The following is a 23,922-nucleotide window of genomic DNA, read 5'->3' on the forward strand; positions in this document are numbered from 1 at the left end:
CTCAGCCGTCGCCGGGACCCGCGAGCGCCCCGCTGATCCGCCGGGCCGCGAAGCCCGTGCCGGCGACGAAGCGCATCAGCGGGCCGAAGGTGTCCGCCGCCGACAGCCCGGTGAAGTAGAGCCCGAGCACCGACGACTGGAAGTCCCGGTCCAGCCGGGGCGCGCCCGAGGGGGCGCGCACGACCGCCCTGCGCAGGGCGGCGTCGAGCACCTCCAGGCGGTCCACGTCGACCCGGTAGCCGGTGGCGGCCAGCACGTGGTCCGTCTCCAGCGGCTCGGGGGCGCCGCCCACCCGGAGCCGGACGACGCCGTTGGCGGACTCCACGCCGTCCAGGGGACGGCGCAGCAGCACCGGGACCCGGCCCTCCACGCGCTCCCGCAGCCACCACGCGCCGGAGGGCCCGAGCACGGTGCGGACCAGGCGGGACCTGGTGGCGTCCGGCAGGTGCCGGAAGGCGATCGGGGCGTGGCTCAGGGCGTAGTGGGACCAGCCGGGGCCGAGCGGGGTGCCCGGTTTGACGGCCCGCACCGGCAGCGGGCGGTCGCTGCTGAGGTCGGTGGCGGGAGGGTCGCCGAACAGCAGCTGCTCGGCGCGGGCGACCACGGTGGGCCGCGCGCCGTTCTCGTGCAGGAGCGCGGCGCTCTCCAGCGCCGACTGGCCGGCCCCGATCACCGCCACCCGCCGGCCCGCGAAGCCGGACAGGTCGGCGTGCGCGGAGGAGTGCGAGGCCAGGCCGCGCTCCTGCAGGCCGGCCAGGGCCGCCGGCACGCGGGCGTAGGGGCGCAGCCCGGTGGCCAGCACCACCGCCGCGGCGGTCAGCGACTCGCCGGTGTCGAGCGTGACGGCGAAGCCGTCCCGGTCGGCGGAGACCGCGGTCACCCGGGCCCGCTCCAGCGTCGGCACGAAGATCCGCTGGAACCACTCGCCGTAGGCGACGAACTCGTCGAGCGGCACCGGGTGCAGGTCCCCGCCGGACGGGCGCTGGTGGAGAGCCCGGAAGGCGGCCAGGCTGCCGTGGGCGCCGGGGTCGGAGATGGAGGACGCGGACGGGGTGGACTTCAGGAACATGCCCGCCGGCATCTGCAGCCGCCAGCTCTCCATGGGTTCGCCGAAGATCCTCAGCGGTACGCCCAGGGCGCTCAGGTGGGCGGCGGTCGCCAGCCCGTACGGTCCGGCGCCGATCACGACGACCGGCCGGCCCGCCGCCGCGCTCACGGCCCCGCCTCCGCTGGTGACTCGGTCCTTCGGGTCCGGGAGAGGCGTGGCATCGGTCCTCCTACGAGCGGCGGGACGGCTCCCATCCAGGATGCGTCGAAGCCGGGGCGGGGGCATCCGGGTGCCCTGGGGCGGCGGAGGGCGCCGGGCCGGCCCCGCACGGGCCCGGGGCCGTGAGGGGCCGACCATGCCCTCAGGGTGTTTCATGGTGATATGCCCGCTTCTCTCTCGGCGCCTCGTACCAGGACCGGGAGCCGGTGCGCGGAGGCCCCGACCGCTCCGGAGAGTCCGTCATGACGCTGCCCGTGCTGTCGGAGGTGACGACCGGGTTCCACTCCGCCGTGGGCGACCCGACCTCCGCACCCGTCCACGTGCTCCAACTGGACCTGGCCGTCCCGGGATCGCTGCGCGCCCCCGGTGGCCTGCCGCCGGAGAGCACCCACGGGCGCGTGCTGACCCTGGTGCGACTGGACGGGCACCCCATCGGGTGGGTGCGCGCGACCGTGGACCACCAGGACCCGGACGACCTCTACCGGGCCCTGGCGGACACCGCCCGCCGGGGCTTTCCCGTACCCGCGCCCGCCGTGCCCGCCGTGGAGCCCGCCCACCGGCGCCCCGACGGCGGGCCCCTGGTCAGCGTGATCGTGTGCACCCGGGACCGCACCCCGATGCTGGGCGCCTGCCTGGACTCGATCCTGCGGCTGCGCTACCCGCACCTCGAGGTCATCCTCGTCGACAACGCGCCGGCCAGCGACGCCACGCGCGAGCTGGTCCGCACCCGCTACGGCGACCGGATCCGCTACCTGAACGAGCCGGTGCCCGGCCTGTCCTGGGCCCGCAACCACGGGCTGGCCGCCGCCCGCGGCGAGATCTGCGCCTTCACCGACGACGACGTCATCGTCGACGACGCCTGGGTCACCGCCCTGGTGGACGGCTTCACCACCGACGCCCGCGCCGCCTGCGTGACCGGCCTGGTGGCGCCCGCCGAACTCGACACCGAGGCGCAGCTGACCCTGGAGGCGTACGCGCCGGCGGGCCGCGGCTTCACCCTGCGGACCTGGACGCTCGACGGGACGGACGCCGACGGACTGGCCCAGTTCTCCACGGGCCGGTTCGGCAGCGGCGCGAGCATGGCGTTCCGCACCGACGTGCTCCGCGGTGTCGGCGGCTTCGACCGGGCCGCGGGCGCGGGCAGCCCCGCCCGCGGCGGTGAGGACCTGCTGGCGTTCCAACAGGTCCTCACCGCCGGGCACACCGTCGTCTACCAGCCGGACGCCGTCGTCTGGCACCGCCACCGCCGCACCATGGACGCCCTGACCCGTCAGATCAGCGCCTTCGGCGTGGGTTTCGGCGCCTACCTGACCGCGGCGGTGATGCGCAGGCCCGGCCTGCTGCTGGTCCTGCTGCGCCGCCTGCCCAGCGGCGTGTGGCGCTGGCACCAGGCCGCCCGCAAGCGCACCCGGGGAGCCCCGCCCGGTTACCAGGGCGCGTTCCGCTCGCTCAAGCGGCTGGAGCGGCGCGGCTTCCTCTACGGGCCGTTCTGCTACCTCGTGAGCCTGCGCACCCAGCGGCGGGCCGCCCGGACGAGGGCCCCCGGGTGACGCCCGGGCCGGGGCCGTCGGCGCCACCACCCGACCCGCGCCGTGCCGACCCGTCACACCGCCCGCCCGCCGGCCCCCCGGGGCACGGCGGGCCGCCCGACCGCTCCGCGCCCGGGCGCCCCCCGCCGCGCGAACCCCCGGCGGGGGCCGGGCACGACGGGGCCACCGCCAGGGAGGCGCCGCACGGATCCACCGCCCTCCCGACCCGGACCCGCCGGCCGGCCCGCGCGGCCAGGGCGCTGCGCCCGGCCGCCCAGGCCGACTCACTGCTGCGTAACGGCCGCATCCTGGCGGCCAGCGCGGTCGTCGCCGCCGGACTCGGCGCGCTGTTCTGGATGCTGGCCGCCCGTCACTACAGTGCGGCGACCGTCGGGCGCTACTCGGCGGTGCTCGCCGCCGCGACCTTCCTGTCCACCCTCGGCAGCCTCAACCTCGGCGAGGCGCTGGTCCGGTTCGTGCCCACCGCGGGCGCGGGCACCCGCTCCCTGGTGATCCGCTGGTACGCCATCAGCGCCGTGTGCAGCGTCCTGGCGGCGGTGGGGTTCCTGCTGCTCGTCCCGGTGATCAGTCCCGAGCTGGAGTTCCTGCGCGCCCCCGGGCTCGCCGTGTCCTTCGTCGCCGCCACCGCCGGCTACTCCGTCTTCGTCCTGCAGGACGGCGCGCTCACCGGGGTGCGCAGGATGGGGTGGGTCCTCGGGGAGAACACCGTCTTCGCCGTGGCGAAGGCCGCGTTCCTGGCCGGCTGCATCGCCCTCGACCTGGCCACCGGCATCCTGGTCTCCTGGGCCGCGGCGATGGTGGTCTCGATCGTCCTGACCAACGTCGTGCTGTTCCGCTGGGCCGTACCCGCGGCCCAGCGCGAGTACGAGGGCCGGGACCACGACGGCCCCGACCGGCCGCCGGAGCGGATGGCCCGCTGGGCGACGGCCGACTACGCGGGCAACCTCTTCGGCTTCGCCACCTCCGCCGTCCTGCCGCTGATGGTGCTCGACCAGGTCGGGCCGGGCCAGAACGCCTACTACGCGCTGGCCTACGTGATCGCCTCCACGCTCTACGTCGCCGCCTTCAGCATGGGGTCCTCCCTCGTGGTCGAGGGGGCGCGGGACCCGCACCGGCTCCGCGAGTACTCCTACCGCCTGCTGCGCCACTCCGCGGTGCTGCTGGCCGCCGCGGTGGCCGTGATCGTGATCGCCGCACCGTGGGCCCTGCGGCTGTTCGGCCCGGACTACGCGGCGCACGGCACCACCGTGCTGCGGCTGATGGCGCTCTCCGCCGTCCCCAACGTGGTGGTCAACGTGGCGATCCAGGTGGCCCGGGTCCAGCGCTCCCTGCTGTGGATGATCCTGGTCCGGGCGGCCGTCGCGGTGCTGGTCATCGGACTCGCCGCCGTGCTGCTGCCACGGCTCGGGCTGGCCGGGGTGGGGCTGTCCTGGCTGATCGCCGAGTGCGTGCTGGCGGTGCCGCTGCTGGTGCTGGTCCGTCGATGGCTGTCCCCGGTCCTGGCGGGCCGGCCCGAAGGAGGCTGACGGCATGGACCTCGGGCCCGCTCTCCCGGGTGATCACGACGGCCCGGCACCGGGGAACGGCGTCGACGCCGCGGCGCGGGGCCGGCCGGTGCCGCTGGACGGCCGGACACCGGCGCTCCTGGTCAAGATCGGCCACTATCCCCAGCACCAGGGCGGGCTCGGCGTGGTGCGCACCCTCGGCCGGGCCGGCGTGCCCGTGCACGCCGTGGTGGAACACCCCTGCACCCCGACCGCGGTGTCCCGCCACCTCTCCCGGCGGTTCGTCTGGCCCACCACCGGGCTGGAGAGCCCCGGGGAGCTGGTCGCCCGACTGCACGCCATCGGCCTGGCGATCGGCACGCCGTGCGTCCCGGTGGCCACCGACGACGAGGCCGCGGTGCTCCTGGCCGAGCACGCGGAGGAACTCTCCGACGTCTTCCTCCTGCCGCCCGTTCCGCCCGGCCTGCCCCGGAGACTTGCCAGCAAGGCCGACCTGTACGAGATCTGCCGGCGTCACGGCGTGCCCACGCCGCGCAGCTGTGCACCGGCCGGCCTGGAGGAGATCCTGGACTGCGGGCGGCAGTGGGGGTTCCCGCTGGTGCTCAAGAACCGCGAGGCGTGGACCAGGCTCGCCCGCCCCGCCGTCGAGGCCACCACGATCGTGCCCGACCTCGCCACGCTCCGGGCCGTGATGGCGCCGCGGGCCGGGCGCCCGGTCCTGGTCCAGGAGTACCTTCCGCCGGAGCACTGCGAGGACTGGTTCACCCATCTGTGCTGCGGCCCGGGCGGTGAGCCGCTGCTGGTCTTCACCGGGCGCAAGCGCCGCTCGTGGCCCCCGGACGCGGGCGTGACCACCCGGGCCTGCTCGCTGCCGAACCCGGAACTGGCGGCCATGGCCACCGACCTCTGCCGGAAGGTCGGCTACGCCGGGGTGGCCGATCTGGACTGGCGCCTGGACCGGCGCGACGGGCGCTACAAGCTCGTCGACTTCAACCCCAGGACCGGCGCGCAGTTCCGGCTGTTCGAGACGGTCTCCGGCATCGACGTGGTGCGGGCCCTGCACATGTCGCTCACCGGCCTGCGGCCGCCCGCCGAATCCCAGCTGGTCCGGGACTACGGGCTGGGCAACCTCGACCTCGCGTCCGCCTCGGTCTGGGCCTGGCGGCACCGGCGGCTCCCGCCGCGGGCCACCCGCCTGCCCGCCCGCACGGAACGCTCCTGGCTCGCCGCCGACGATCCCGCTCCGGCCCTGGTCGAACTCGGCTGGCTCGCGGGGTCGGTGGCGCGCCGGATCACGGCGCGGGCCGCCCGTCGGGCCCGGCGCACCGACCCGCCGTTGCCCTCCCTGACGGACGGCCCCTCCCCGGCCACGCCCCACGGGGGACCGGGCGTGGCGCTCGACCGGCGCCGTCCGGGCCCGCGCCCCGTCGGCGGACCCGCCCCGGACACCGGGGCGCAGGTGGAGGAGCCGTACGCCGAGCCGTGACCGCGGCACCAGGCACCGCCGGCACCGCCGGCGCCTGCGGGTGAACGGACGGCGCGGTCAGCTCCTCCGGCGGAGTCAGCGGCGCACCGGCCCCGGCGCCGGGCGCTACGCGCTGCGGTCCGTGCCGCGGCGGAACCGGACGGGCAGCAGGCTCAGGGCCGCGGTGAGCGCCGCGGCAGGGTCCGCCCGGCCCGTGGTCGTCCCGGCCGTGGTGGTGGTGCGACCGGTGGAGCGCCAGGCGACGTGGCCGTCGGGGCGGACCAGGACGGCGCCGCCGGGGGTGGTGCCGGCGAGGGCGGCGAACTCCGGCCCGGGGTCGGCGTGGCGCAGCCCGGCGGCGTGGGCGGGCCGGGCCCAGGCGGGCGGACCGAGCAGGATCCAGTCCCCGGCGGGGAGGTCGAGGGTGGAGCGGGACCGGGCCGGGTCCGTCCAGGCGTGCGGGGCCCGGGTGCCGGGGCTGCCGTCGAGTTCGGCGGTGACGGGGGCCGCCGGGTGTCCGGCGTCGGCGAGGACGGCGGCGGAACGGTAGCGGTCGCCGAGGCCGTGGGCGGCCGGGACGGTCCAGTCGGGGTCGGCGGACGGGCTGCCGGGGACCATGGCCCGGGCGTTGGCGCCCGAGGCGGCGACGGCGTGGACGGCGGCGGGGTGGCGCTCCTCGTGGTAGGTGTCCAGCAGGGCCTCGTCCGCTCGGCCGTCGAGGACGGCGGCGAGCTTCCAGACGAGGTTGTGGACGTCGGCGATGCCGGTACTGGCGCCGCGGGCGCCGGCCGGGGGCATCTGGTGGGCCGCGTCGCCGGCGAAGAGGACCCGGCCCGCGCGCAGCCGGTCGAGCGTGCGCTCGCGGGCCTCCCAGGGCAGCACGCTGACCACCTCGGGCTCGACGCCGGGCACCCCGAGGACGTCCCGCAGGATCCGCTCGCACCGCTCGGGCGGATAGTCGGCAGGGCTCTCGACGGCCGGGTCGTAACGCAGGTGGAAGGCCCAGCGGGTGCGGGCGTCGATGGCGGTGAGCATGCCCCGCACACCGGCGCGGGAGATCAGGACGACGCTGAACTCCCGCCCCCGGACGAACTGTTCGAGGTCGGCGCGGAACAGGATGTTGAGCTGGTGCCCGTGGCTCGGGCCGTGCGTCGAGGGGACGCCCAGTTCGTGGCGCAGCGCGCCGCCCGCGCCGTCGGCGGCGATCAGGTAGTCGGCCGTGACGGCCTCGGTGGCGCCGGTGGCCGCGTCGGTCAGCTCGACGGCGAGGTGGTCGTCGTCCTGCCGGAGGCCGGTGCGCAGGGTGCCGAAGCGGAGCTCGGCCGGCCGGCGGCGGGCCGCGGCCAGCAGGACGGGTTCCACGGCGTCGAGGGTCGCGCGGCGGCCGGTGGTCGGGCTCCAACGGGCCATCGCGGCAGGGGCGAAGATGCTCTCGGGCCGGTCGCCGGCGTTCGGGCGGGGCGCCGTGCCGGCGAGGGAGGTGGCGAGGTCGGGGCCGCGGTGCAGTCCTTCGGCGCGGGCCAGCGGGGCGCCGGCCGTGCGGACGGCGTCGGCGACGCCGAGTTCGCGGTAGATCTCCATCGCGCGGGCGTTGAGGCTGCGGGCGCGCGGGTGGTCGTGGGTGCCGGGGTGGGCCTCGACCAGGAGCGAGGGGACACCGTGTTGGGAGAGGGCGAGCGAGGCGGTCAGGCCGACGATGCCGCCGCCGACGACGAGGACGGGGTAGTGCTTTCGGGTCTGCATGGAGTGCGCTCCGGGCGGGTGCCGAGGTGGACGGACGGGGGTTCGGGTGCCGAGGCGGGCCCGGCCGGGGTGGCCGGACGGGTCCGGGCGGGTTCGGACAGGGACTCAGGGGCGGGTGCTCCGGGCACCGGGCAGCAGCAGGGAGGCGAGGGCGCCCAGCAGGCTGAGCGCCGCGGCGGCGAGCAGCGCCGCGTGGGAGCCGTGCAGGAGCGCGGCGGGCGTCGCGGGGGCGGCTCCGGATGCGCCGACGTCGGAGGTGCCGGTGGCGGACTGGGCGATGGCGCCGAGCAGGGCGAGGCCGAGGGCGCCGCCCAGTTGGCGTGAGGTGTTGAGCAGGCCCGAGGCGAGGCCGGCCTCGGCGGGCGGGACGGCGGCGGTGGCGGCCGTGGTGGCGGACATCAGCATCAGGCCGAGGCCGGATCCGATCAGCAGCAGCGGCCCGAGCAGGTCGACGGCGTAGTCGGCGTCGGCCGGCAGGGTGGCGAGCCAGAGCAGCCCGGCCGCCGCCACGGTGCCCCCGTAGAACGGCAGTCGGCGGGCCCCGGCGTCCAGCAGACGCCGGGAGAGCAGTGCGGCGGCGGCCAGGCACACGCCCATCGGCAGCATCGCCAGTCCGGCCTGCTGGGCGGAGTAGCCGAGCACCTGCTGAACCAGCTGGGAGACGAGGAAGAGCGACGCCGTCAGACCGGCACCGAGCAGCAGGACGACGAGGTTCCCGGCCGGTACGCCGGGCAGCCGGAAGACCGGCAGGCGGACCAGCGGGTCGCCGGTGCGGGCCTCGATGCGGACGAAGGCGGCGAGCAGCAGAACCGCGGCGGCCAGGCCGGCAAGGGTGGTGGGGGACGTCCAGCCGTACTCGCCGCCGCGGGTGACGGCGAACAGCAGCAGGCCGACGCCGGCGGTGGAGACGAGGGCGCCGGGCAGGTCGAGCCGGCCGAGGGGGGCGCGCCCGTCGGCGGGCCGCAGACAGAGCTGGACGGCGGCCAGCAGCGCGACGCCGACGGGCACGTTGACGTACATCACCCAGCGCCAGCCGGCGTGTTCGGTGAGCACGCCGCCGAGCAGCACGCCGAGTGCGGCGGCCGACGAACTCGAGGCGGCCCAGGCGGACATGGCGCGCCGGCGCAGCTCCGGCCGGTCGGCGGTGGCGGCGAGGACGACGCCGAGGGTCGAGGTGGCCAGGGCCGAGGCCCCCAGCCCCTGGGCGGCGCGGGCGGCGATCAGGGCCGGGCCGCTGTCGGCGAGTCCGCCGGCGGCGCTGGCGGCGGTGAACAGCACCAGGCCCGCCCGGAGGGTGGCCCGGCGGCCGAAGAGGTCGCCGGCGCGGGCCGCGAGCAGCGTGAAGCCGCCGAGCACCAGCAGGTAGGCGTCCACCACCCACCGGGCGGCGGCGGAGCCGAGTCCGAGGTCGGCGTTCACGGCCGGCAGGGCCACGTTCACGATGGCGCCGTCCGTGACGACCATGAAGGACGCGGCGCAGGCGATGGCCACGGCCGCCGCGACGGGCAGGCCGGGCCGGAGGAGGGGCGGTGGTGCGGCCGGCGGGCCGGTGGGGCGGCCGGTGGGCGGAGGGGGTGCGGCGGGGTTGCGCGAGGAAGGTGGCGTGGGCACGGCGACTCCTGACCTGAACGGTGTTCTAGTAGAACGGTGTTCAGGTTAGGGTAGGCTCAGTGCCCTGTCAACGCGGGTGACCGGCGCCACGAAGGCGGTCCAACCCGCCCGCCCAGCAAGGAGATCCGCGTGCGCCTGCACCGCGAGGACGTGCTCGCCGGAGCCCTCGGGCTGCTCGACCAGGACGGCCTGGACGGCCTCACCATGCGCCGTCTCGCCACGTCCCTGGGCGTCGGACCGAGCGCCCTCTACTGGCACTACCGCGACAAGCAGGCCCTGCTGGAGGCCGTCGCCGAGGAGGTCATGAGCGGGGTCGCCGACGTCGACGCCGCCCTGCCGCCGCGCGAGCGGACGGCCGAACTCGCCCGGCGGCTGCGCCTCGCCCTGCTCGCCCGCCGGGACGGCGCCCGCGTCGTGTCCGGCACCTACGTCCGGCAGCCCAACACCCTTCGCTTCGGCGAGGTCGCCGTCCGGGCCCTCGCCGAGGCCGGCGTGCCGGCGGAGGAGACCGCACTGGCGTTCTTCGCCGTCCAGGACTACGTCCTCGGTCATGTCATCGAGGAGCAGAGCCGGGAGCAGCAGCTCGCCACCACCGACCGGAGCCCCGTGCCGGACGCCTCCGCCACCGGCGACTACGCGGCCATCGGCGCGGCCATCCGCCACTGGGCCGACCGCACCCCGGACGACCGCTTCGAGTACGGCCTGCGGCTGCTGCTCGACGGCCTCGACCGCCGCACCGGCGCCTGACCGGGCCGCTTCCCGCGGGTGGGGGGCTTGACGGGTCGGAATCACGTCAACCTCGTGTCCTATCGTCAACCTCGTGTCATCCCCGAGGGTGAACCCCGTCCGGACGGCTGCGCGGGTGCGGCTCGGCGCCCGGGTGGGGCCTGCGCTGCCGGCGCGCCAGGCGCGTGAGCTGCGGTGATGCGCCACCGACCTGCTGTTCGGCCCGTCCGGGCGAGCGGACGCGAGGCGTCGGCAGCCGAACCACGGGCCGGGCCCTCCGGGAGCGCCGGACGGCCCCTCGGCCCTCCGGCGGCTTGATTTCGTCCTGGTGCCGTCGAACGCCACCTGCCACTCTTGGCGCCGCCGAAGACGTCCGACGCCTCCCCGGTCCCCCCGCCCAGGCCGTCACAGGAAGCGAACGATGACCAGCCCGGAACCCGTCTGCCACGCCGCGACGATCACCGCACGGTGCGGCCCCGCCTTCTCCCCGTCAGGGCGCTTCGCCGCCACGCTGGCCACCGACGACACCGGCCGCCCCGTCCTCGAACAGTGGCGGCTCCTGCCGACGGGAGCGCGCCTGCTGCGCTGCCACGCCTTCCCCGGCGCCACCGCCCGTGCCGCTCTGCTGCCCCTGGACGACGGGCGGGTCATCAGCTCCTGGCCGTCCGTCACGGGCCGGCGCCTGTACCTGCACGGCGACGCCGCGTGCGAGGGCGAGGGCACCGAGCTGGCGGGGTGGCCGGGGCGCGGGTTCCACCCCCTGCCCGCACCGAGGGGCACCGGCCTCCTGGCCCTCGCCGTCAGTCACGACCAGGACGGGAACTCGGTGCTCCACGGCCTGCGCGCCGGCGCGGGCGGCTGGCGGGACCTGCGCACCGTCCCCGGCGCCCTGGTGGGCGGACACCTCTCCGGGCGCCGGGTCCTCTTCACGCTGAGGACGGCCGGCGGCCCGGGCGTGGTCGGGTTCGACCTCGCCCGCGGCACCCTCGGCCCGGCCGAACGCCTCACCTGCCGGCCGGCCCGGCTGCTGGCCGTCGGCGGCGGCCAGGCCCTCGTCGCCGTCGTCGAGGGAGCCGGCCACCGGCTCGGCATGGTCCCGGCCGGCGGGGACGGGCGGCTGCGGCTGCTGCCCGACGCCTCGCCGCTGTGCCGCCTCACCGCCGCCCTGCACCCGGTGGCCGTGGACCCCTCCGGCACCCAGGTCCTGCACGTCGAGGTGCGGGGAGTGCGGTCCGGCCTGATCCGGCACTCCTGGGACAGCGGCGAGATCCAGCGGATCGCCGTCCCCGAAGGGGAGTTGACGGCGCGCTGCGCCTGGACCGCCAAGGGCGCCTGGCTGCCGCTGTCCACCCCGGACGAGCCGCTGGTCATCGCCGGACTGCCCCCGGACGGCGCCGCCCTGAGCGCCCCGGCGCCCCGCGGCGGCGTCGCCCACGTCCACCGCATCGCGGCGCCGACCTGCGCTCCGCGCCCCCGGGCCGAGGTCCTCCCGGGTGCGGTCGGCCCGGTGGAGGCGGTGGTCCACGGCCCCGACTGGCGGTCGTCCCGGCACGTCGTCCTCGCCCTGCACGGCGGCCCGGGCAGCCGCTGGACCCTGCGCCACGACCCGTTCCTCCGGTCCCTCGCCGCGGCGGGCGTCACGGTCGTGGCCCCCAACCAGCGGGGCAGCGCCGGCTACGGGGCCGGCCACGCGCTGGCCGTCGTCAACGCGTGGGGCGGGCCGGACCGGGCCGACATCGCGGCCCTCGCGGACCACCTCCGCCACGGCCGCGCCCCCGGCGCCGAACCCCCGGCGCTGTTCGGCGCCGGGTACGGGGGGTGCCTGGCGCTGCTGACCGCCGCCACCGACCTCGGTCCGTGGTCCGCCTGCGTGGCGTACGCGCCGTTCGTCTCCGGCCCGAGGCCGTTCGCGGACGCCGCGCCCGCCGTCCGCGACACCGTGTTACGGCTCGCCGGCCTCCGACCCGCCGCCGACGCCATCGGCCCCCCGGACCTGGAGCGACTGGCCCCCGGCCTGCGGACCAGGGTGCTCGTGCTGCACGACGGCCTCGACGAGCCCGCCCCCGTCGCGCACGCCCGGGCCCTGGCCCGGTGCCTGTCCGAACGGGGCCGTGCGGGCGGGGAGTTCGGCTACGAGGAGCTGACCGCCGGAGGCCCCGGCGGCCCGGGCGGGGCGGGCCCCGACCAGGTCGCGGCCCGGGTCCTGCGGTTCCTGGCCGACGGCGGATCCGTTCCCGCCCGCCGGCCCGAACCGGCCCTCGGGCGGAGGTGAGACCGCGTCGTGGCACCCCGGTACCGGTGGCCGACGCCACCGGGGCCCACCATGCGCGGCCCTACGGCGCGGGCCACCGTACGGGCCCACGGCACGGGACCCAGCGCACGGGCCCCCGCGCGAGGCCCGGAGCGCTCCGCGCGGTGCACTTACGGCGTAGTCCCCGGGTACCGCCCCGGCGCCGAGGTTCCGCCCCGGGTATCACGGTTCGCCGCCGCGCCGCCGCTAGCGTGAGAGCAGGACGGCTGGTCGGCCCCCGGGCCGACCGTCCCACCGGGCCCCGGCCGGAAACTCCGGACCTCCCGGCGCCCCGCGGGCCGTCCGTGCTTGCGACCGGCACCACCGTCGACGGCATACGGAGGGCGTCATGAACACCGCGACCTGCCTGAACACGACCGGCCACGGGCTCGGCCGGACCGTCCGGACCCCCGGCCCCGCAGTCACACCCGCCCCGTGGGCGGCGCGCGACACCCGGCCGATCCCGACACCACCACTCATGCAACCGCTCACACCCCCGTTCACCACCGGCCCGGCGACGGCGGCCACCTGGACGCTCGGGATGCCGGCGTCGCCGCGCTGCGCGTGCCCCTGCTCCTGCCCGGCCGCAGCGCCGTCCGCACGGCGGGCCCCGCGGCCGGCCCGTCCGGTCCTGCCGGCGCCCGACATCGCCGGGGGCTCCCGCACCCGTCCGTCGCCGGACCTCCTCGGCATCCAGCGCCGGTGACCACGCGTCATCGGTGGGCGGGCGCCCGAGGCCGGGACCGACGGCCGGTCCCCGGTGCCGGACCGTCAGCAGCAGCGCCTGCCTGCGGACTCGCGGGGCCCGACTCCGCCCGACGGGGCGCCCCCGCCGTCAGGACCGCCCACCGGGGAGTTCGAGGCCGTCCACGAGCCCGACCACTACACCGTCTCGCTGATGGTCGGGTCGAAGCCCGGCCAGGGTGTGGGCGTCATGGTCACCCTGCCCTGCCAGGCCCCGCCCGCCGGTGCGGCCACGCCCACCCCGACCGTCACGACCTGAGGCCGGCACGGCCCGCGCCCCGGCGCCGGCTGTCCGGCGCGGTCACCGACCGCCCGGAGGGCCGGCCATGGCCCAACGGATCGCACCCACCACGCCGCGGCCGAGCGGCCTGATCACCGCCGCCTCCCCGGGAGGAGCCGGCGGGATGCCGATCAGCCTGCGGTACCCGGCGGGCAGGAGGTCGACCGCGGCGGCGGCCAGCGCACCGTAGGCCGGGCGGGCCGGGAGCGGCACCGGCGGGCGCAGCAGGAGGAAACGGGCCGCCGAACGGGCCTCCGCGGTGGCCTCGAGCTCGGGGCCGTAGGCGCTCAGGCGGGCGTCGAGCGCGCTCCGGTCGCACGGAGGGTCCGCGACGCCCAGGGCCGCCGCCACTCTGGCCAGGTCGGCGACGTAGCCGTCGCAGCCCGACCGGTCGAGCGGACGGGCGCCGTAGGCCTGGTGGGCGCGCAGGAAGCTGTCGGCCTCGGCGGCGTGCACCCAGGCGAGCAGGTGCGGATCGCCCGCCCAGTAGGCGCGGCCGTCGGCGGTGGTGCCGCGGATCCGCTCGTGCACGGCGCGCACCCGGTCCACGGCCGCCTGGGCGTCCCCGGCGGTGCCGAAGGTGGTGACGGCCAGGAACGTGCTGGTCCGCTGCAGCCGCCCCCAGGGGTCGCCGCGGTAGCCGGAGTGGGCGGCGACCGCCGCCATGGCCAGCGGGTGCAGCGACTGCACCAGCAACGCCAGCAGCCCGCCCACGAACATCGCCGCGTCCCCGTGCACCGTCCGGATCGGCCGCGACGGCGCGAACCAGCGCGGCCCCGGGGTGTCGTGGATGCGGTGCCGCACGGCGGGCCCGTCGGGGCCCGCCACGCGCGCGAACAGTTCGGCGCCGAGCCGCACGCGCAGCCGGTCGACCGCGGTGTCGGCCCGGAGAGCGTCCATGACGGCCACGGTACGACCGGCGTCCCCGGTCATCAAGGCCCCGCCGGGCGGCGGAGCGGCCCGGTCCGGCCGCCGAGCGGCGGCGGAACGGGCCCGGACCGGCCGTTCAGTGACGGTAGACGCTGAGCTCGCCGTAGGCCGGCAGCACACCCGCCAGGTCGCCGGGCCCGCCCTTCAGCACGGAGTCCAGGAAGGCGAGGGTGGCCCCGGCGACGACGCGCGGGCTCCCGGTGCGGCCCAGGGAGCCGACGATCGAGGGCACCGGCGGCAGGTAGAGCGGGCCGTCCATGAAGGTGAGGTGCGCGGCGCCGGGGACGGTGAGCCGGTAGCTCGTCGCGGTGCCGGAGGCGAGCACCTCGGTGAGGCGGGGCAGGTAGCGCGGGTCGGTTCCCGGGGTGACGGCCTGGGTGAGCGCGAGCGTCGGCCGGCCGAGGGCGGGCGAGGTGGGGCCGTGCGGGAAGCCGTCCAGATCGATGACGGCGTCGAACCGGGGGTCCTGCCGGGCCGCCTGCAGGGCGGCGGCACCACCCATGGAGTGGCCGGTCACCGCGACCCGGCCGGTGTCCAGCCGTCCGGTCAGCGGGTCGGCGCCCTCCCCCTTGTCGAGCGCCTCCAGCCGGGTCAGGACGAAGCCGAGGTCTGCGGCCCGGACCGCCGTCCAGCCGGCCGCCAGCTTCTCGTCCTCGTCCGCGTCGCCGCTGGAGGAGGTCTCACCGGTGATCGTCCGCCCGCCGGTGAGCACCACGGCGGCGGAGTCGTACGGGTGGTCGAGGGCGGCGACCAGGTAGCCGTGGCTGGCCAGTTCCTCCGCCCAGGCGGTGTTCTGGGTCCGCACTCCGCCCGACCCGGGGGAGAACAGCACCACGGGGAACCGTCCCCCCGCGCCGGCCACCGGGGCGCCGAAGACGGCGTGGCTACGGGCCCGCGGGACACCGTCGACCAGGAAGCCCGGCAGGCCGACGGCGTGGGCGAGGGCGGCGGAGACGGTGCGCGCCTCCTGCTCCGTGCGCCCGAGGTACTGGGCCCGCTGCGCCCCGGCGGGGCTCTGCTGCGCGGGGTACCAGAGCTGGACCACGACGGTGCGCCGGTCGTCCGGGTCGGCGGTGAAGGTCTCGGGGCGGCCCGGGTCCGTCCACTGCACCACGCGGGTGCCGACCGCGAACCCGCCCGACGGCTCGGGGAACACGGGAACGGGGAAGGCCCAGGCGGCCACCGGACCGGTGGCGATCAGCCCGGCGCAGGCCAGCGATCCCGGCAGCGCCAGCCACCAGCGGGCCCGCCACACCGGCCGGCCGGTCAGGCACGCCGGCAGACGGCCGCTCAGCCGACGGTGCCTCAGCAGGGGGAGGAGGGCGAACGGCAACGCGAGGGCGGCGCCCGCCAGGACCGGCAGCAGCTGCCAACGCAGCCCGGTCACGCCCAGCACGAGCACGGACAGCAGGAGAAGGGCCCCGGCCGCGATCGTGACGCGGGGGCGGGCGACGGGGGGCAGCCAGCGCGCCACGACCAGAGCGACGGCGCCCAGCAGGGCGAGGATTTCCAGGGGGGACAAGGACAGTCCCGCGATGATCTCGGTCACCCGGCCATGCTCGGCGCCGGGCGTGTGCCGCCACATCGATCCCCGGTCGCCATCGTGTGCGACCGGGGTCGCAGACCGGGGCGGGCCGTCGTGCCACCGGAGGAGCAGCCGAGCACACCGGATCGGCCGCCGCCCTGCGACCACGGGAGGTACGGACACTCCTCCTGCGGTCGTACCCCGGCACGGTGCCGTCCGACGTCGGGATCATGCGCGCCGCGGGGCCCGCGGCCTACCGTGACGGGGCTGCGGCGCGTGCCGGGCCGGGCGGGGCGAACGTCGCCCGTGCCCGACCCGGATCCGGCCGTACGGTGGCGGCCCCGGCCGGGGCCGCCACGAGGCCGAACCGACAGGGACGGACGTGTGATGACCGAGGCGGCCGCGGAACCCGGCGGGGCCCACCGGCACGGGCCACGGGGAGCGAGGACGGACCCACGGTCCACGGCGCGCGACCACCCGACCTCCGCACGAGCGGCGCGACCGGTGACGGCGGCCGCGCGCCGGGCCTCCCGCCTGCCGCCCGTGGTGGGGGACGCGCTGCTGCCGGCGCTGCTCCTCCTCAACGTCCTGACCACCCGCCCGGTGCACGAGCTCCCGGTGGCCGCCGCCCTCACCGCCGCCCTCGCACTGCCGCTGCTCTGGCGCCGCCGGGCCCCGCTCCCGGTGTTCGGCGCCGTGGCCGCCGCGGCCCTCGTCCAGTGGCTGGCGGACGTCCAACTCCCCGCGGACGTCGCCCTGCTGGTGGCGCTCTACACGGCGGCCGCGCACTCCGGCCGGCGCGGCGCGCTCGTCGCCGCAGCCGTCGTGGAGGCGGGGGCCGTGCTGGCCTGCCTGCGCTGGGCGCCGGACGGCGCCTTCCTGACGCCCTTCGTCGCGGTCACCGCGATGGTCGTCGCCGCCGCCGTCCTCGGCGTGAACGTGCGCACCACGCGCGCCTACCTCGCGGCCGTCGAGGAACGGGCCGCGCGCCTGGAGCACGAACAGGAACAGCAGGCGCGACTGGCCGTCGCCGAGGAGCGCACCCGCATCACCCGGGAGATGCACGACATCGTCACCCACAACCTGTCCGTGATGGTCGCGCTCACCGACGCCGCCGTCTACGCGCAGCACCGGTCGCCCGACCGGGCCACCACCGCCATGCTCCAGGTCTCCGAGACGGGCCGCCAGGCCCTCACCGACATGCGGCGCGCGCTGGGCGTCCTGCGGACCGACGAACCGGACGCGCAGCGCCACCCGCTGCCCGGCATCGCCCAACTGGAGGCCCTCGCCGACCAGATGGGCGCCGCCGGGCTGCCGACCCGGCTCGAGGTCCACGGCGGCCACGGGCACGTCCCCGCCACCGCACAACTCACCGTCTACCGCCTGGTACAGGAAGCCTTGACCAACACCCTCAAGCACACGCCCACCGGCACCCGCGCCACCGTCCGGATCGGGTGCTCCACCGGGGCCGTCACCGTGGACGTCACCGACAGCGGGCCCCGCCCGCCGCGTCCTGCGGCCACACCGTCCGGCCACGGCATCCCCGGCATGCGCGAACGCGCGGCCGCCTACGGGGGGACGCTGCGGGCCGGACCGCTCCCGGGCGGCGGCTGGGGGGTCCGCACCCGCCTCCTCCTCGACGGCGGCGGGGCGGTGTCCGCATGACGATCCGCATCCTGATCGCCGACGACGAGGCGCTGCTTCGGATGGCCTTCGGCACCGTCCTGGACGCCCAGCCCGACATGGCACCGGTCGGCGAGGCCGCGGACGGCGCCGAGGCCGTCCGCCTCGCCCGGGAGCTGCGCCCCGACGTCGTCCTGATGGACGTCCGGATGCCCGGGACCGACGGGATCGAGGCGACCGGACAGGTCATCGCGGCCTCCCCGCGGAGCAGGGTGCTGATCCTCACCACGTTCGACCTGGACGAGTACGCCTTCGCCGGGCTCAGGGCCGGGGCCTCGGGCTTCCTGCTGAAGAACACCAGGCCCGAGGAGCTCCTCACCGCGATCCGCAACGTGGCCGCGGGCGACGCGGTGGTCTCCCCGCGGATCACCCGCCGCCTGCTGGAGGACCTCCGCCCGCACATCCCGGGCGGCCCGGACGGCCCCGGCGGCCGCGGCCGTGGCACCGCCGAGCAGGACGAGCGGCTGGGCCGGCTCAGCGCCCGGGAACGCGAGGTGCTCGTCCAGGTGGGTCTGGGCCTGTCCAACGCCGAGATCGCCGCCGTCCTGTACCTCGCGGAGGCGACGGTGAAGTCCCACCTGGGGCGGATCCTGCACAAGCTCGAACTCCGCGACCGGATCCAGGCCGTGGTCTTCGCCTACGAGAGCCGTCTCGTCCACCCGGCCTGACGCCGCCGCGGTCGCCCGCTCACGCCGGGCCCGGCCGCGTCGGGTGCGCGTGGCCCGGAGCCGTCGCCGTCCGCGCGCTCCGGGCGAGGCCGGCCCGCAGGACGGCCTCGGCGGCCTCGGCCTGGCGGGCGTCGAGGACGCCGGCCTGCCGCCCGGCACGCTCCTCCAGCAGCCGCAGCCGGGAGTCGAACGGTCCGTCGGAGGCCGCCGTCGCGCGCAGCGCCCGCCAGAGCGCGATCTTGCCCTGGACACCGGCGCGCATGGCCTCCGCCTCCAGGAGGTCGCTCAGCGGGGAGCGGCGGACGACCCGGCCGTTGAGCTTGAGCCGGCCGGCCTTCTCCGCCGCGGTGCCCAGCAGCATCCGGTGCCACCGCGGCCGGACGCCGAGGGCCCGCATCAGGCCGACGAGGGTGTCACGGTCCTCGGTGATCTCCGTCGCCAGGCGCCAGAGTTCGGGCGTGTCCGGGTGCTCGCGGGCGATCCGCCGGGCCAGGGCCGCACCGCCGTAGGCACCGGCGAGGTGGTCGTTGAGGTAGAGCACCAGCAGGCGCCGGTCGTCGTCGTCCGTCATGGTGGAACCCCCTCGGGGTGTGGGTGCGGTGTCAGGCGGCCAGGGCGGCCGGGCGCAGCAGGACCTTCGTCCAGCCGTCGTCCCGGTGGTCGCGGCTGCCCAGTGGCAGGCGATGGAAACGGCCCCGGGTGGTGGTCTCCGGGCCCGGTCGCCGCTCCCGGCGGCCCTAACCGCGGCCCTCCACCGCCCGGGCGTCACCGGTGAGCGCGTAGCGGCGGCAGGCCAGGAGTTCGTCGAGCGTGCTGCCGACGTCCTTCCCGAGCAGGTGCAGCACCGACTCGGCGTCGCGGTCGGCGAGGTAGCCCGGCGCCACCCTCAGGGCCAGCAGGCCCAGCTCGCGGAACCCGTCGAGGACGCGCCGTTGGGCGTCCGCGCCCTGCGCGACGGCGGCGCGCCACGCCTCGACGTCGCAGCCGTCCGGTCCCTGGACGGAGCCGAGGTCGGCGGGCGGGGCGTCCGGGCGTTCGCGCAGTTCGGCGACGGCGTCGGCAACGGCGGTGCCGACCGCGGCCGCCGGCAGCCCGCCGGCGCCGTCGCGGGCCTGGCCGAGGCGCTCGGTGATCAGATCGGCGAGTTCGGAGAGGCGCCCGCGAAGCTCGACGACCGTCCGCACGGACAGCACCGGCCAGTCGTCCCAGGCGTGCGCGAGGGCGGGTCCGGCCGCGTCCGTCACGGTTGCCGCGATCACCTCGGCCGCCGCGGCGAGGTCGAGCAGGCGGTACGCGGTCGGCCGCGCGACGCCGAGCCGCGCCATGGCGTACGCACCCCAGGACGGGTGGCCGAGCGCGGCCCAGACCCGGGCCCGGTGCGCCGCACGGACCCGGCTCGTCAGGACCAGGGCGGAGGTGCCGGCGTCGGTGATCGCGGCCCGCAGCTCGTCGGTGAGGCGTTCGGCGTCGGCCCGGCCGACGGGGGCCCCGGGCCCGCGTGTGTCGTTCATCGGTCTCCCCTGGCAGTGGTTGGATGTGCCGGTCGGCCCCCGGTCCGACGGTAGGCGGAGGAGCGACCTCCGGGGTGGAGACCCCGCCGGATCGAGCTCCGTGGTTGAGGGGTGGCGTGGCCGGATACACGCCGGGTCGAGGTGTGCACACCGGAATGCGAGGGACCGACATGACCGCCCGCTGCGTCTGCTTCGACCGCTGCGACCCTCCCGCCCGCTTCGAGCGCTGCGGCGCGGGCCGCCGGACGTGGATGTCCGGGTGGCCGGGCGAGCCCGTCCTCCCGCGGCGCCCCCGGTGAGCGGCGTACGCCGCCGGGCCCCGAGCGCGCCGCGCACCGGGGGCCCGCGGTGGTGGCCCTCCCTGCGGGCGGTGGCGGTCGACGCGTGGCGGCAGGGACGGGAGATCGAACTCCTCCAGCGCTCGATGGCCTTCGCCGCGTTGTTCTTCGTGACGCTGGTGCCCCTGCTGATCGTCATCGCGGCCGCCTTCCCGTCCCGGGGCAGCGGGATCACCGAGTGGATCACCGACGGCCTCGGCCTGACCGGTCGCGGCGCCGACGCCGTCCGTGGGCTGTTCGGCTCCCGGGGCCAGGTCCTCAGCACCACCACGGCCTTCGGCCTGGCTGCCCTGGCGGTGTTCGGCGTGTCCCTGCTGGCCGCCGTCCAGGGCGTTTACGAGCGGATCTGGGGGCTGGACCGGGGTCCGTGGCACGCGGTGTGGCGGCAGGCGATCGGCCTGGCCGGGCTGACCGGCTACCTCGTGCTGGCCGCGTGGAGCGGCTCGCCCTGGCGGCACTCCGGCCTCCAGCCCACGGTCCGCATCCTGGCGTCGGTCGTCGGCGGGGTGCTGCTGTTCTGGTGGCTGCAGCGGCTGCTGCTCGCCGGCCGGGTTCCGGCCCGGGACCTCCTGCCGGGCGCCGTCGCGACCGTCGTGGCCCTGGCCGGGCTGCGGTTGTTCTCCCGGCTGGTCTTCGCGCCGCTGCTGGTGTCCAACGCGGTCTCCTACGGGACGGTCGGGACGGTCCTGGTCGTGCAGTCCTGGCTGATCGGGGTCGGCTACACCGTGTACGGCGGCGCGCTGGTCGGACGTGCGGTGATGCGCGCCCGCCGGGGGCCGTAGGCGCCCGTGTCGGGCCGTCGGGCGGCTCAACGCGAGGAGGCGGCGGGTGCGCCGGGCGGGTCGTCGCCGCCGCGGGGACCCTTCGCCCCGTCCGGTCCGGCCCCGTCCGGGGCCTCCCCGTCGCGGAAGGACACGTCGACGTGCTGCTCCGGCCGGCGTTCCTCCTGCCGGGCGACGGAGGACAGCACCTTCTCGTCCGCGCCGGTGAGGGGCGGCTGGAGCAGGCTGCGCGGCCACAGCCGGCGGGCGAGGACGACGTTGGTCTCGGCCGCGTAGACGGTGACCTGCGCGGCCAGGTAGAGCCAGGAGAGCAGGCCGATCACCGTCGCGAAGAAGCCGTAGACCTGGCTCGTGTGCCGCAGCTGGTGGGAGATCAGCAGCGCCCCGAACGCCTGCAGGACGGTGAACAGCGGCCCGGCGACGGCGCAGCCGGGCCACAGCGCCCGACCGGGCACCTCCCGCGGCGTGAGCACGCGGAAGCAGGCCAGGCACAGCGCGGCGTTGATCAGCGCCGAGACCAGCAGCCCGCCGACCCTGGCCGCGGGCCCGCCCAGCGTGGAGCCGACCAGCCAACCGGCGGCCGTTCCCAGCAGCAGTCCTACGGCGAGGACCGCGAACAGCAGCAGCCCGCGGGCCAGCCGGGGCCAGTAGCCCGGTCGTTTGACCCCGGGCACGTTCCAGACCTCCGCCATGGCGTGCTGGAGGACCTGGGCGATGCCGAGCGCTCCGTACAGCAGGCCGAGCACGCCGATGGTCAGGGCGAGGGCACTGCCCTGGAGGGAGTGGACGTTCTGGCGCAGCTGGTCGCCGATGATCGGGAAGTCGGCGAGGGCGGAGTCCAGCACCGACTTCTGGGCGCCGGGATGGCCGTGCAGCACGAACCCGAGGGTGGTGCTGAGCAGGAGCAGCAGGGGGAGCAGCGCGACGAAGCCGTAGTACGTGATCAGGGCGGACAGCAGACCGCCCCGGTCGTCCCCGTACTTCTTGACGACGCCGACGACCACACCGGGCACGAGGTGCCGCTGCTGGAAGCGGTCCGCGGACCGCAGCTTCCGTTCGATGGCGTTCATGCCCGCGCGTCTGCCCCGTACGGCGCCCCGGACACCCGGCACGTTCCCCGCGCCCCGGCCGCACCCCGTACCGCCGAGGGTTTCCGGGCCTACCGGGGAGTGATCCGCCGTGCACCGGGCACACGCGCAGCGGTCGGGGCGGGAACCGGCACGGGTTCCCCCGGCAGCCCGGGCGGCGCAGCGCCGCACCGGCGCCCGCGGGGCGACGGTACCCGGGGGCCCCGACCACCCGCCACGGAAGGAGCACGGCGATGAGCGGACGTACGGCCACGAGCCGACCCGAGAAGCCCGGCGAGCCCGGAAGCCCCGGGAAGTCCGGCAGGGGCGACGCCCCCGAGGTCGACGAGGAGACGCGCGAGCGGTCCTCGGAACAGCGGAACATCACCGCCCCCACCCCGCCGGACGTCCGGGCCGAGGGCGAGGACGACGACGAGCCGCAGCCGCCGGCCGCCGACACCCGGGCCCCCTGACCCGGCTCCCCGACGGCCCGACCCCGGGAGGCGGGGCGCATGACCTTCAGCCATCCGGCCGAGCGCGGCCGGGGGCGCTTCGCACGGCTGGCCGAGCGGGCGTCGAACCTGACCGGCTCGCCGCTCTTCTACGCCCTGTGCGTGCTGCTCGTGGCCGCGTTCGTCGGCGTCCACGTCGCCGGGGTCTCCCCGTCCTGGCAGTACTTCGTCGGCGACATGATGTCGGCCGTCACGCTGCTGCTGCTCGCCCTGCTGAAGAACGCCGAACGGCGGGCCGAGCGCGCGATCCAGCGCAAGCTCGACGCGATCGCGGCGGCGCTGCTCGCCCAGCAGGAGGACGACCCGGGCGAGGCGATGCAGGATTTGAGGGACGCGATCCGCATGGAGGAGGAGGTCTGAGCGGCCCGGGGTGTCACGGCGTTCCCCCGGCGGGGCGCCGTGACACCCCGGGGACCCACGCCCGGACGGAGAGGCACCAGGTCATGAGCGACGACGACACCGCGCTGGGCCGGGTGCTGGCCCGGCTGCTGGCCCGCTCCCAGGGGGCCGGACCGAACGAGGTGTCCCACCTGCTGCGGGAGGCCGCCCTGGCGCTGGGCGCGACCGACGCGCGGGTCTACCTGGCCGACGTCCAGCAGCGGAACCTCGTGCCACTGCCGGACCCGTCCGGCGCTCCCGGGTCGGACCCGGTGGACGTCGGGAGCACCCTGGGCGGCCGCGCCTACCGGTACCAGCAGGTGCAGATCTCCACCGGGACCCCGGCGGTCGGGTGGTTCCCGCTGGTGGACGGGATCGAGCGGATCGGCGTGCTGCGGATCGAGGCGCTGACCCTGGGCCGGGAGGCCGCCGAGGCCTTCGAGGCGCTGGCCGCGCTGGCGGCCCTGCTGGTGCTGTCCAAGGCCGCCTACAGCGACGTGATCGTCCGGACCACCCGGCGGGAGGACATGAGCCTGCAGGCGGAGCTCCTCTGGGCCTTCCTGCCGCCGCGCACCATCGGCACCCGCCACGTCACCTCCAGTGCCGTCCTGGAGCCCGCCTACGACGTGGGCGGCGACGCCTTCGACCACTCCATGGCCGGCGAGCGATTGCACGTGTCCGTCTTCGACGCGATGGGCCACGACCTCGCCTCGGGCGGCGCCAGCTCGGTGGCGCTGGCCGCCTGCCGGTCCACCCGGCGGGCCGGCGGCGGCCTGGCCGACATCGTCCGGACCATCGACGGCGCGCTGGCCCAGTGGATCCCGGACCGGTTGCTGACCGCGGTCGTCGCCGACCTCGACACCGCCACCGGTGACCTGACCTGGATCAACTGCGGGCACCCGCCCCCGCTGCTGATCCGCGACCGCCACGTCGTCCCCGACGCGCTGCGCCGCCACGCCGAGCTGCCGCTCGGGCTGGGGTTCCACGACGGCGAACAGACCGTCCACCACACCCGGCTCCAGCCGGGCGACCGGCTGCTGTTCTACACCGACGGCGTCACCGAGGCCCGCTCGGTCGCCGGTGAGATCTTCGGCGAGCAGCGCCTGACCAGCACCCTGGTGCAGTACATGGTCGCCGGCGAACCGGCGCCGGAGGCCCTGCGCCACCTGATCCACGGCCTGCTCGCCCACCAGGACCACCTGCGCGACGACGCCACCGTCCTGCTGGCCGAGTGGCACCCGGACCGCTCCGAGCAGTGACGGGCCGGCGCCGTGACCGCCCCCGAACTCCGCCGGGACGGGTCACGGCTGTGCGTGATCACGTGGCGTGGTCGAAGCCGGCGCCTGA

General features: G+C 76.9%; 21 protein-coding genes. 13 read left to right on the forward strand and 8 right to left on the reverse strand.

Annotated elements, in window-relative coordinates:
• Position 1: 1 nt before the first annotated feature.
• Positions 2–1,216, reverse strand: coding sequence for an FAD-dependent oxidoreductase (locus tag ACFYUY_RS22915; RefSeq protein ID WP_360219270.1), 1,215 nt, complete (start codon positions 1,214–1,216; stop codon positions 2–4).
• Between the two features lie 293 nt (positions 1,217–1,509).
• On the opposite strand from ACFYUY_RS22915, the gene ACFYUY_RS22920 reads away from it, so the two are divergent.
• Genes ACFYUY_RS22920 through ACFYUY_RS22930 form a run of 3 tightly spaced genes read left to right on the forward strand, consistent with a single transcriptional unit; the run spans position 1,510 to position 5,808 of the window.
• Entirely contained in the window at positions 1,510–2,817 is a 1,308-nt protein-coding gene (locus tag ACFYUY_RS22920) for a glycosyltransferase (RefSeq protein WP_387903014.1), read from the forward strand.
• Positions 2,814–4,343 (forward strand): lipopolysaccharide biosynthesis protein, encoded by a 1,530-nt coding sequence (locus tag ACFYUY_RS22925; protein WP_387903016.1) that lies wholly within the window; start codon positions 2,814–2,816, stop codon positions 4,341–4,343. The genes ACFYUY_RS22920 and ACFYUY_RS22925 overlap by 4 nt, the downstream gene beginning before the upstream one ends.
• Before the next feature lie 4 nt (positions 4,344–4,347).
• Positions 4,348–5,808 carry an ATP-grasp domain-containing protein gene (locus ACFYUY_RS22930; RefSeq protein WP_387903019.1) on the forward strand — a complete coding sequence of 487 codons (1,461 nt, stop codon included), beginning with the start codon at positions 4,348–4,350 and terminating at the stop codon, positions 5,806–5,808.
• Positions 5,809–5,913: 105 nt separating this feature from the next.
• Here the strand turns inward: ACFYUY_RS22930 and ACFYUY_RS22935 are convergent, their stop codons facing one another.
• The gene (locus ACFYUY_RS22935) at positions 5,914–7,530 is read right to left on the reverse strand and encodes an FAD-dependent monooxygenase (protein ID WP_387903021.1); all 1,617 of its coding nucleotides are present in this window, start codon (positions 7,528–7,530) and stop codon (positions 5,914–5,916) included.
• Positions 7,531–7,635: 105 nt separating this feature from the next.
• Positions 7,636–9,141 carry an MFS transporter gene (locus ACFYUY_RS22940; RefSeq protein ID WP_387903024.1) on the reverse strand — a complete coding sequence of 502 codons (1,506 nt, stop codon included), beginning with the start codon at positions 9,139–9,141 and terminating at the stop codon, positions 7,636–7,638.
• A gap of 129 nt (positions 9,142–9,270) precedes the next feature.
• On the opposite strand from ACFYUY_RS22940, the gene ACFYUY_RS22945 reads away from it, so the two are divergent.
• The 3 genes from ACFYUY_RS22945 (at position 9,271) to ACFYUY_RS22955 (ending at position 13,160) form a co-directional block, all read left to right on the forward strand.
• Entirely contained in the window at positions 9,271–9,888 is a 618-nt protein-coding gene (locus tag ACFYUY_RS22945; RefSeq protein ID WP_360219252.1) for a TetR/AcrR family transcriptional regulator C-terminal domain-containing protein, read from the forward strand.
• Between the two features lie 400 nt (positions 9,889–10,288).
• A complete protein-coding gene (locus ACFYUY_RS22950; protein ID WP_387903026.1) occupies positions 10,289–12,139 on the forward strand; it encodes an alpha/beta hydrolase family protein in 1,851 nt (616 codons plus the stop codon).
• Positions 12,140–12,917: 778 nt separating this feature from the next.
• Complete coding sequence (locus ACFYUY_RS22955) at positions 12,918–13,160, forward strand: hypothetical protein (RefSeq protein ID WP_387903029.1); 243 nt, start codon at positions 12,918–12,920, stop codon at positions 13,158–13,160.
• Positions 13,161–13,202: 42 nt separating this feature from the next.
• On the opposite strand, the gene ACFYUY_RS22960 is transcribed toward ACFYUY_RS22955, so the two are convergent.
• Positions 13,203–14,081: an oxygenase MpaB family protein gene (locus ACFYUY_RS22960; protein ID WP_360219243.1), complete on the reverse strand. Its 879-nt coding sequence runs from the start codon at positions 14,079–14,081 to the stop codon at positions 13,203–13,205.
• Between the two features lie 106 nt (positions 14,082–14,187).
• Positions 14,188–15,696 carry an alpha/beta hydrolase family protein gene (locus ACFYUY_RS22965; RefSeq protein ID WP_387903032.1) on the reverse strand — a complete coding sequence of 503 codons (1,509 nt, stop codon included), beginning with the start codon at positions 15,694–15,696 and terminating at the stop codon, positions 14,188–14,190.
• Positions 15,697–16,140: 444 nt separating this feature from the next.
• Between ACFYUY_RS22965 and ACFYUY_RS22970 the strand changes: the two genes are divergently transcribed.
• Together ACFYUY_RS22970 and ACFYUY_RS22975 are read left to right on the forward strand one after the other, a co-directional pair.
• Entirely contained in the window at positions 16,141–17,301 is a 1,161-nt protein-coding gene (locus tag ACFYUY_RS22970; RefSeq protein WP_387903035.1) for a sensor histidine kinase, read from the forward strand.
• Positions 17,298–17,987 carry a response regulator transcription factor gene (locus ACFYUY_RS22975; protein WP_360219234.1) on the forward strand — a complete coding sequence of 230 codons (690 nt, stop codon included), beginning with the start codon at positions 17,298–17,300 and terminating at the stop codon, positions 17,985–17,987. The genes ACFYUY_RS22970 and ACFYUY_RS22975 overlap by 4 nt, the downstream gene beginning before the upstream one ends.
• A 19-nt stretch (positions 17,988–18,006) precedes the next feature.
• Here ACFYUY_RS22975 and ACFYUY_RS22980 read toward each other — a convergent pair whose 3' ends face one another.
• Together ACFYUY_RS22980 and ACFYUY_RS22985 are read right to left on the reverse strand one after the other, a co-directional pair.
• The gene (locus ACFYUY_RS22980) at positions 18,007–18,558 is read right to left on the reverse strand and encodes a hypothetical protein (RefSeq protein WP_387903038.1); all 552 of its coding nucleotides are present in this window, start codon (positions 18,556–18,558) and stop codon (positions 18,007–18,009) included.
• Between the two features lie 166 nt (positions 18,559–18,724).
• Entirely contained in the window at positions 18,725–19,498 is a 774-nt protein-coding gene (locus tag ACFYUY_RS22985) for a hypothetical protein (protein WP_360219228.1), read from the reverse strand.
• 155 nt (positions 19,499–19,653) lie between these two features.
• On the opposite strand from ACFYUY_RS22985, the gene ACFYUY_RS22990 reads away from it, so the two are divergent.
• Positions 19,654–19,797 carry a hypothetical protein gene (locus tag ACFYUY_RS22990; RefSeq protein ID WP_387903042.1) on the forward strand — a complete coding sequence of 48 codons (144 nt, stop codon included), beginning with the start codon at positions 19,654–19,656 and terminating at the stop codon, positions 19,795–19,797.
• A gap of 71 nt (positions 19,798–19,868) precedes the next feature.
• On the forward strand, positions 19,869–20,618 hold the full coding sequence (locus tag ACFYUY_RS22995) for a YhjD/YihY/BrkB family envelope integrity protein (protein WP_360219225.1): 750 nt from the start codon (positions 19,869–19,871) through the stop codon (positions 20,616–20,618).
• Positions 20,619–20,644: 26 nt separating this feature from the next.
• On the opposite strand, the gene ACFYUY_RS23000 is transcribed toward ACFYUY_RS22995, so the two are convergent.
• Positions 20,645–21,688, reverse strand: coding sequence for a YihY/virulence factor BrkB family protein (locus ACFYUY_RS23000; protein ID WP_387903046.1), 1,044 nt, complete (start codon positions 21,686–21,688; stop codon positions 20,645–20,647).
• A 251-nt stretch (positions 21,689–21,939) separates the two neighbouring features.
• Here ACFYUY_RS23000 and ACFYUY_RS23005 point away from each other — a divergent pair, with 251 nt between their 5' ends.
• The 3 genes from ACFYUY_RS23005 (at position 21,940) to ACFYUY_RS23015 (ending at position 23,834) form a co-directional block, all read left to right on the forward strand.
• The gene (locus ACFYUY_RS23005) at positions 21,940–22,158 is read left to right on the forward strand and encodes a hypothetical protein (RefSeq protein WP_360219219.1); all 219 of its coding nucleotides are present in this window, start codon (positions 21,940–21,942) and stop codon (positions 22,156–22,158) included.
• A gap of 39 nt (positions 22,159–22,197) precedes the next feature.
• Complete coding sequence (locus ACFYUY_RS23010) at positions 22,198–22,557, forward strand: low affinity iron permease family protein (protein WP_360219216.1); 360 nt, start codon at positions 22,198–22,200, stop codon at positions 22,555–22,557.
• An 83-nt stretch (positions 22,558–22,640) separates the two neighbouring features.
• Positions 22,641–23,834 carry a PP2C family protein-serine/threonine phosphatase gene (locus ACFYUY_RS23015; RefSeq protein WP_387903049.1) on the forward strand — a complete coding sequence of 398 codons (1,194 nt, stop codon included), beginning with the start codon at positions 22,641–22,643 and terminating at the stop codon, positions 23,832–23,834.
• Positions 23,835–23,922 lie beyond the last annotated feature (88 nt).

Source organism: Kitasatospora sp. NPDC004745 (assembly GCF_042873275.1).
Taxonomy (GTDB): domain Bacteria; phylum Actinomycetota; class Actinomycetes; order Streptomycetales; family Streptomycetaceae; genus Kitasatospora.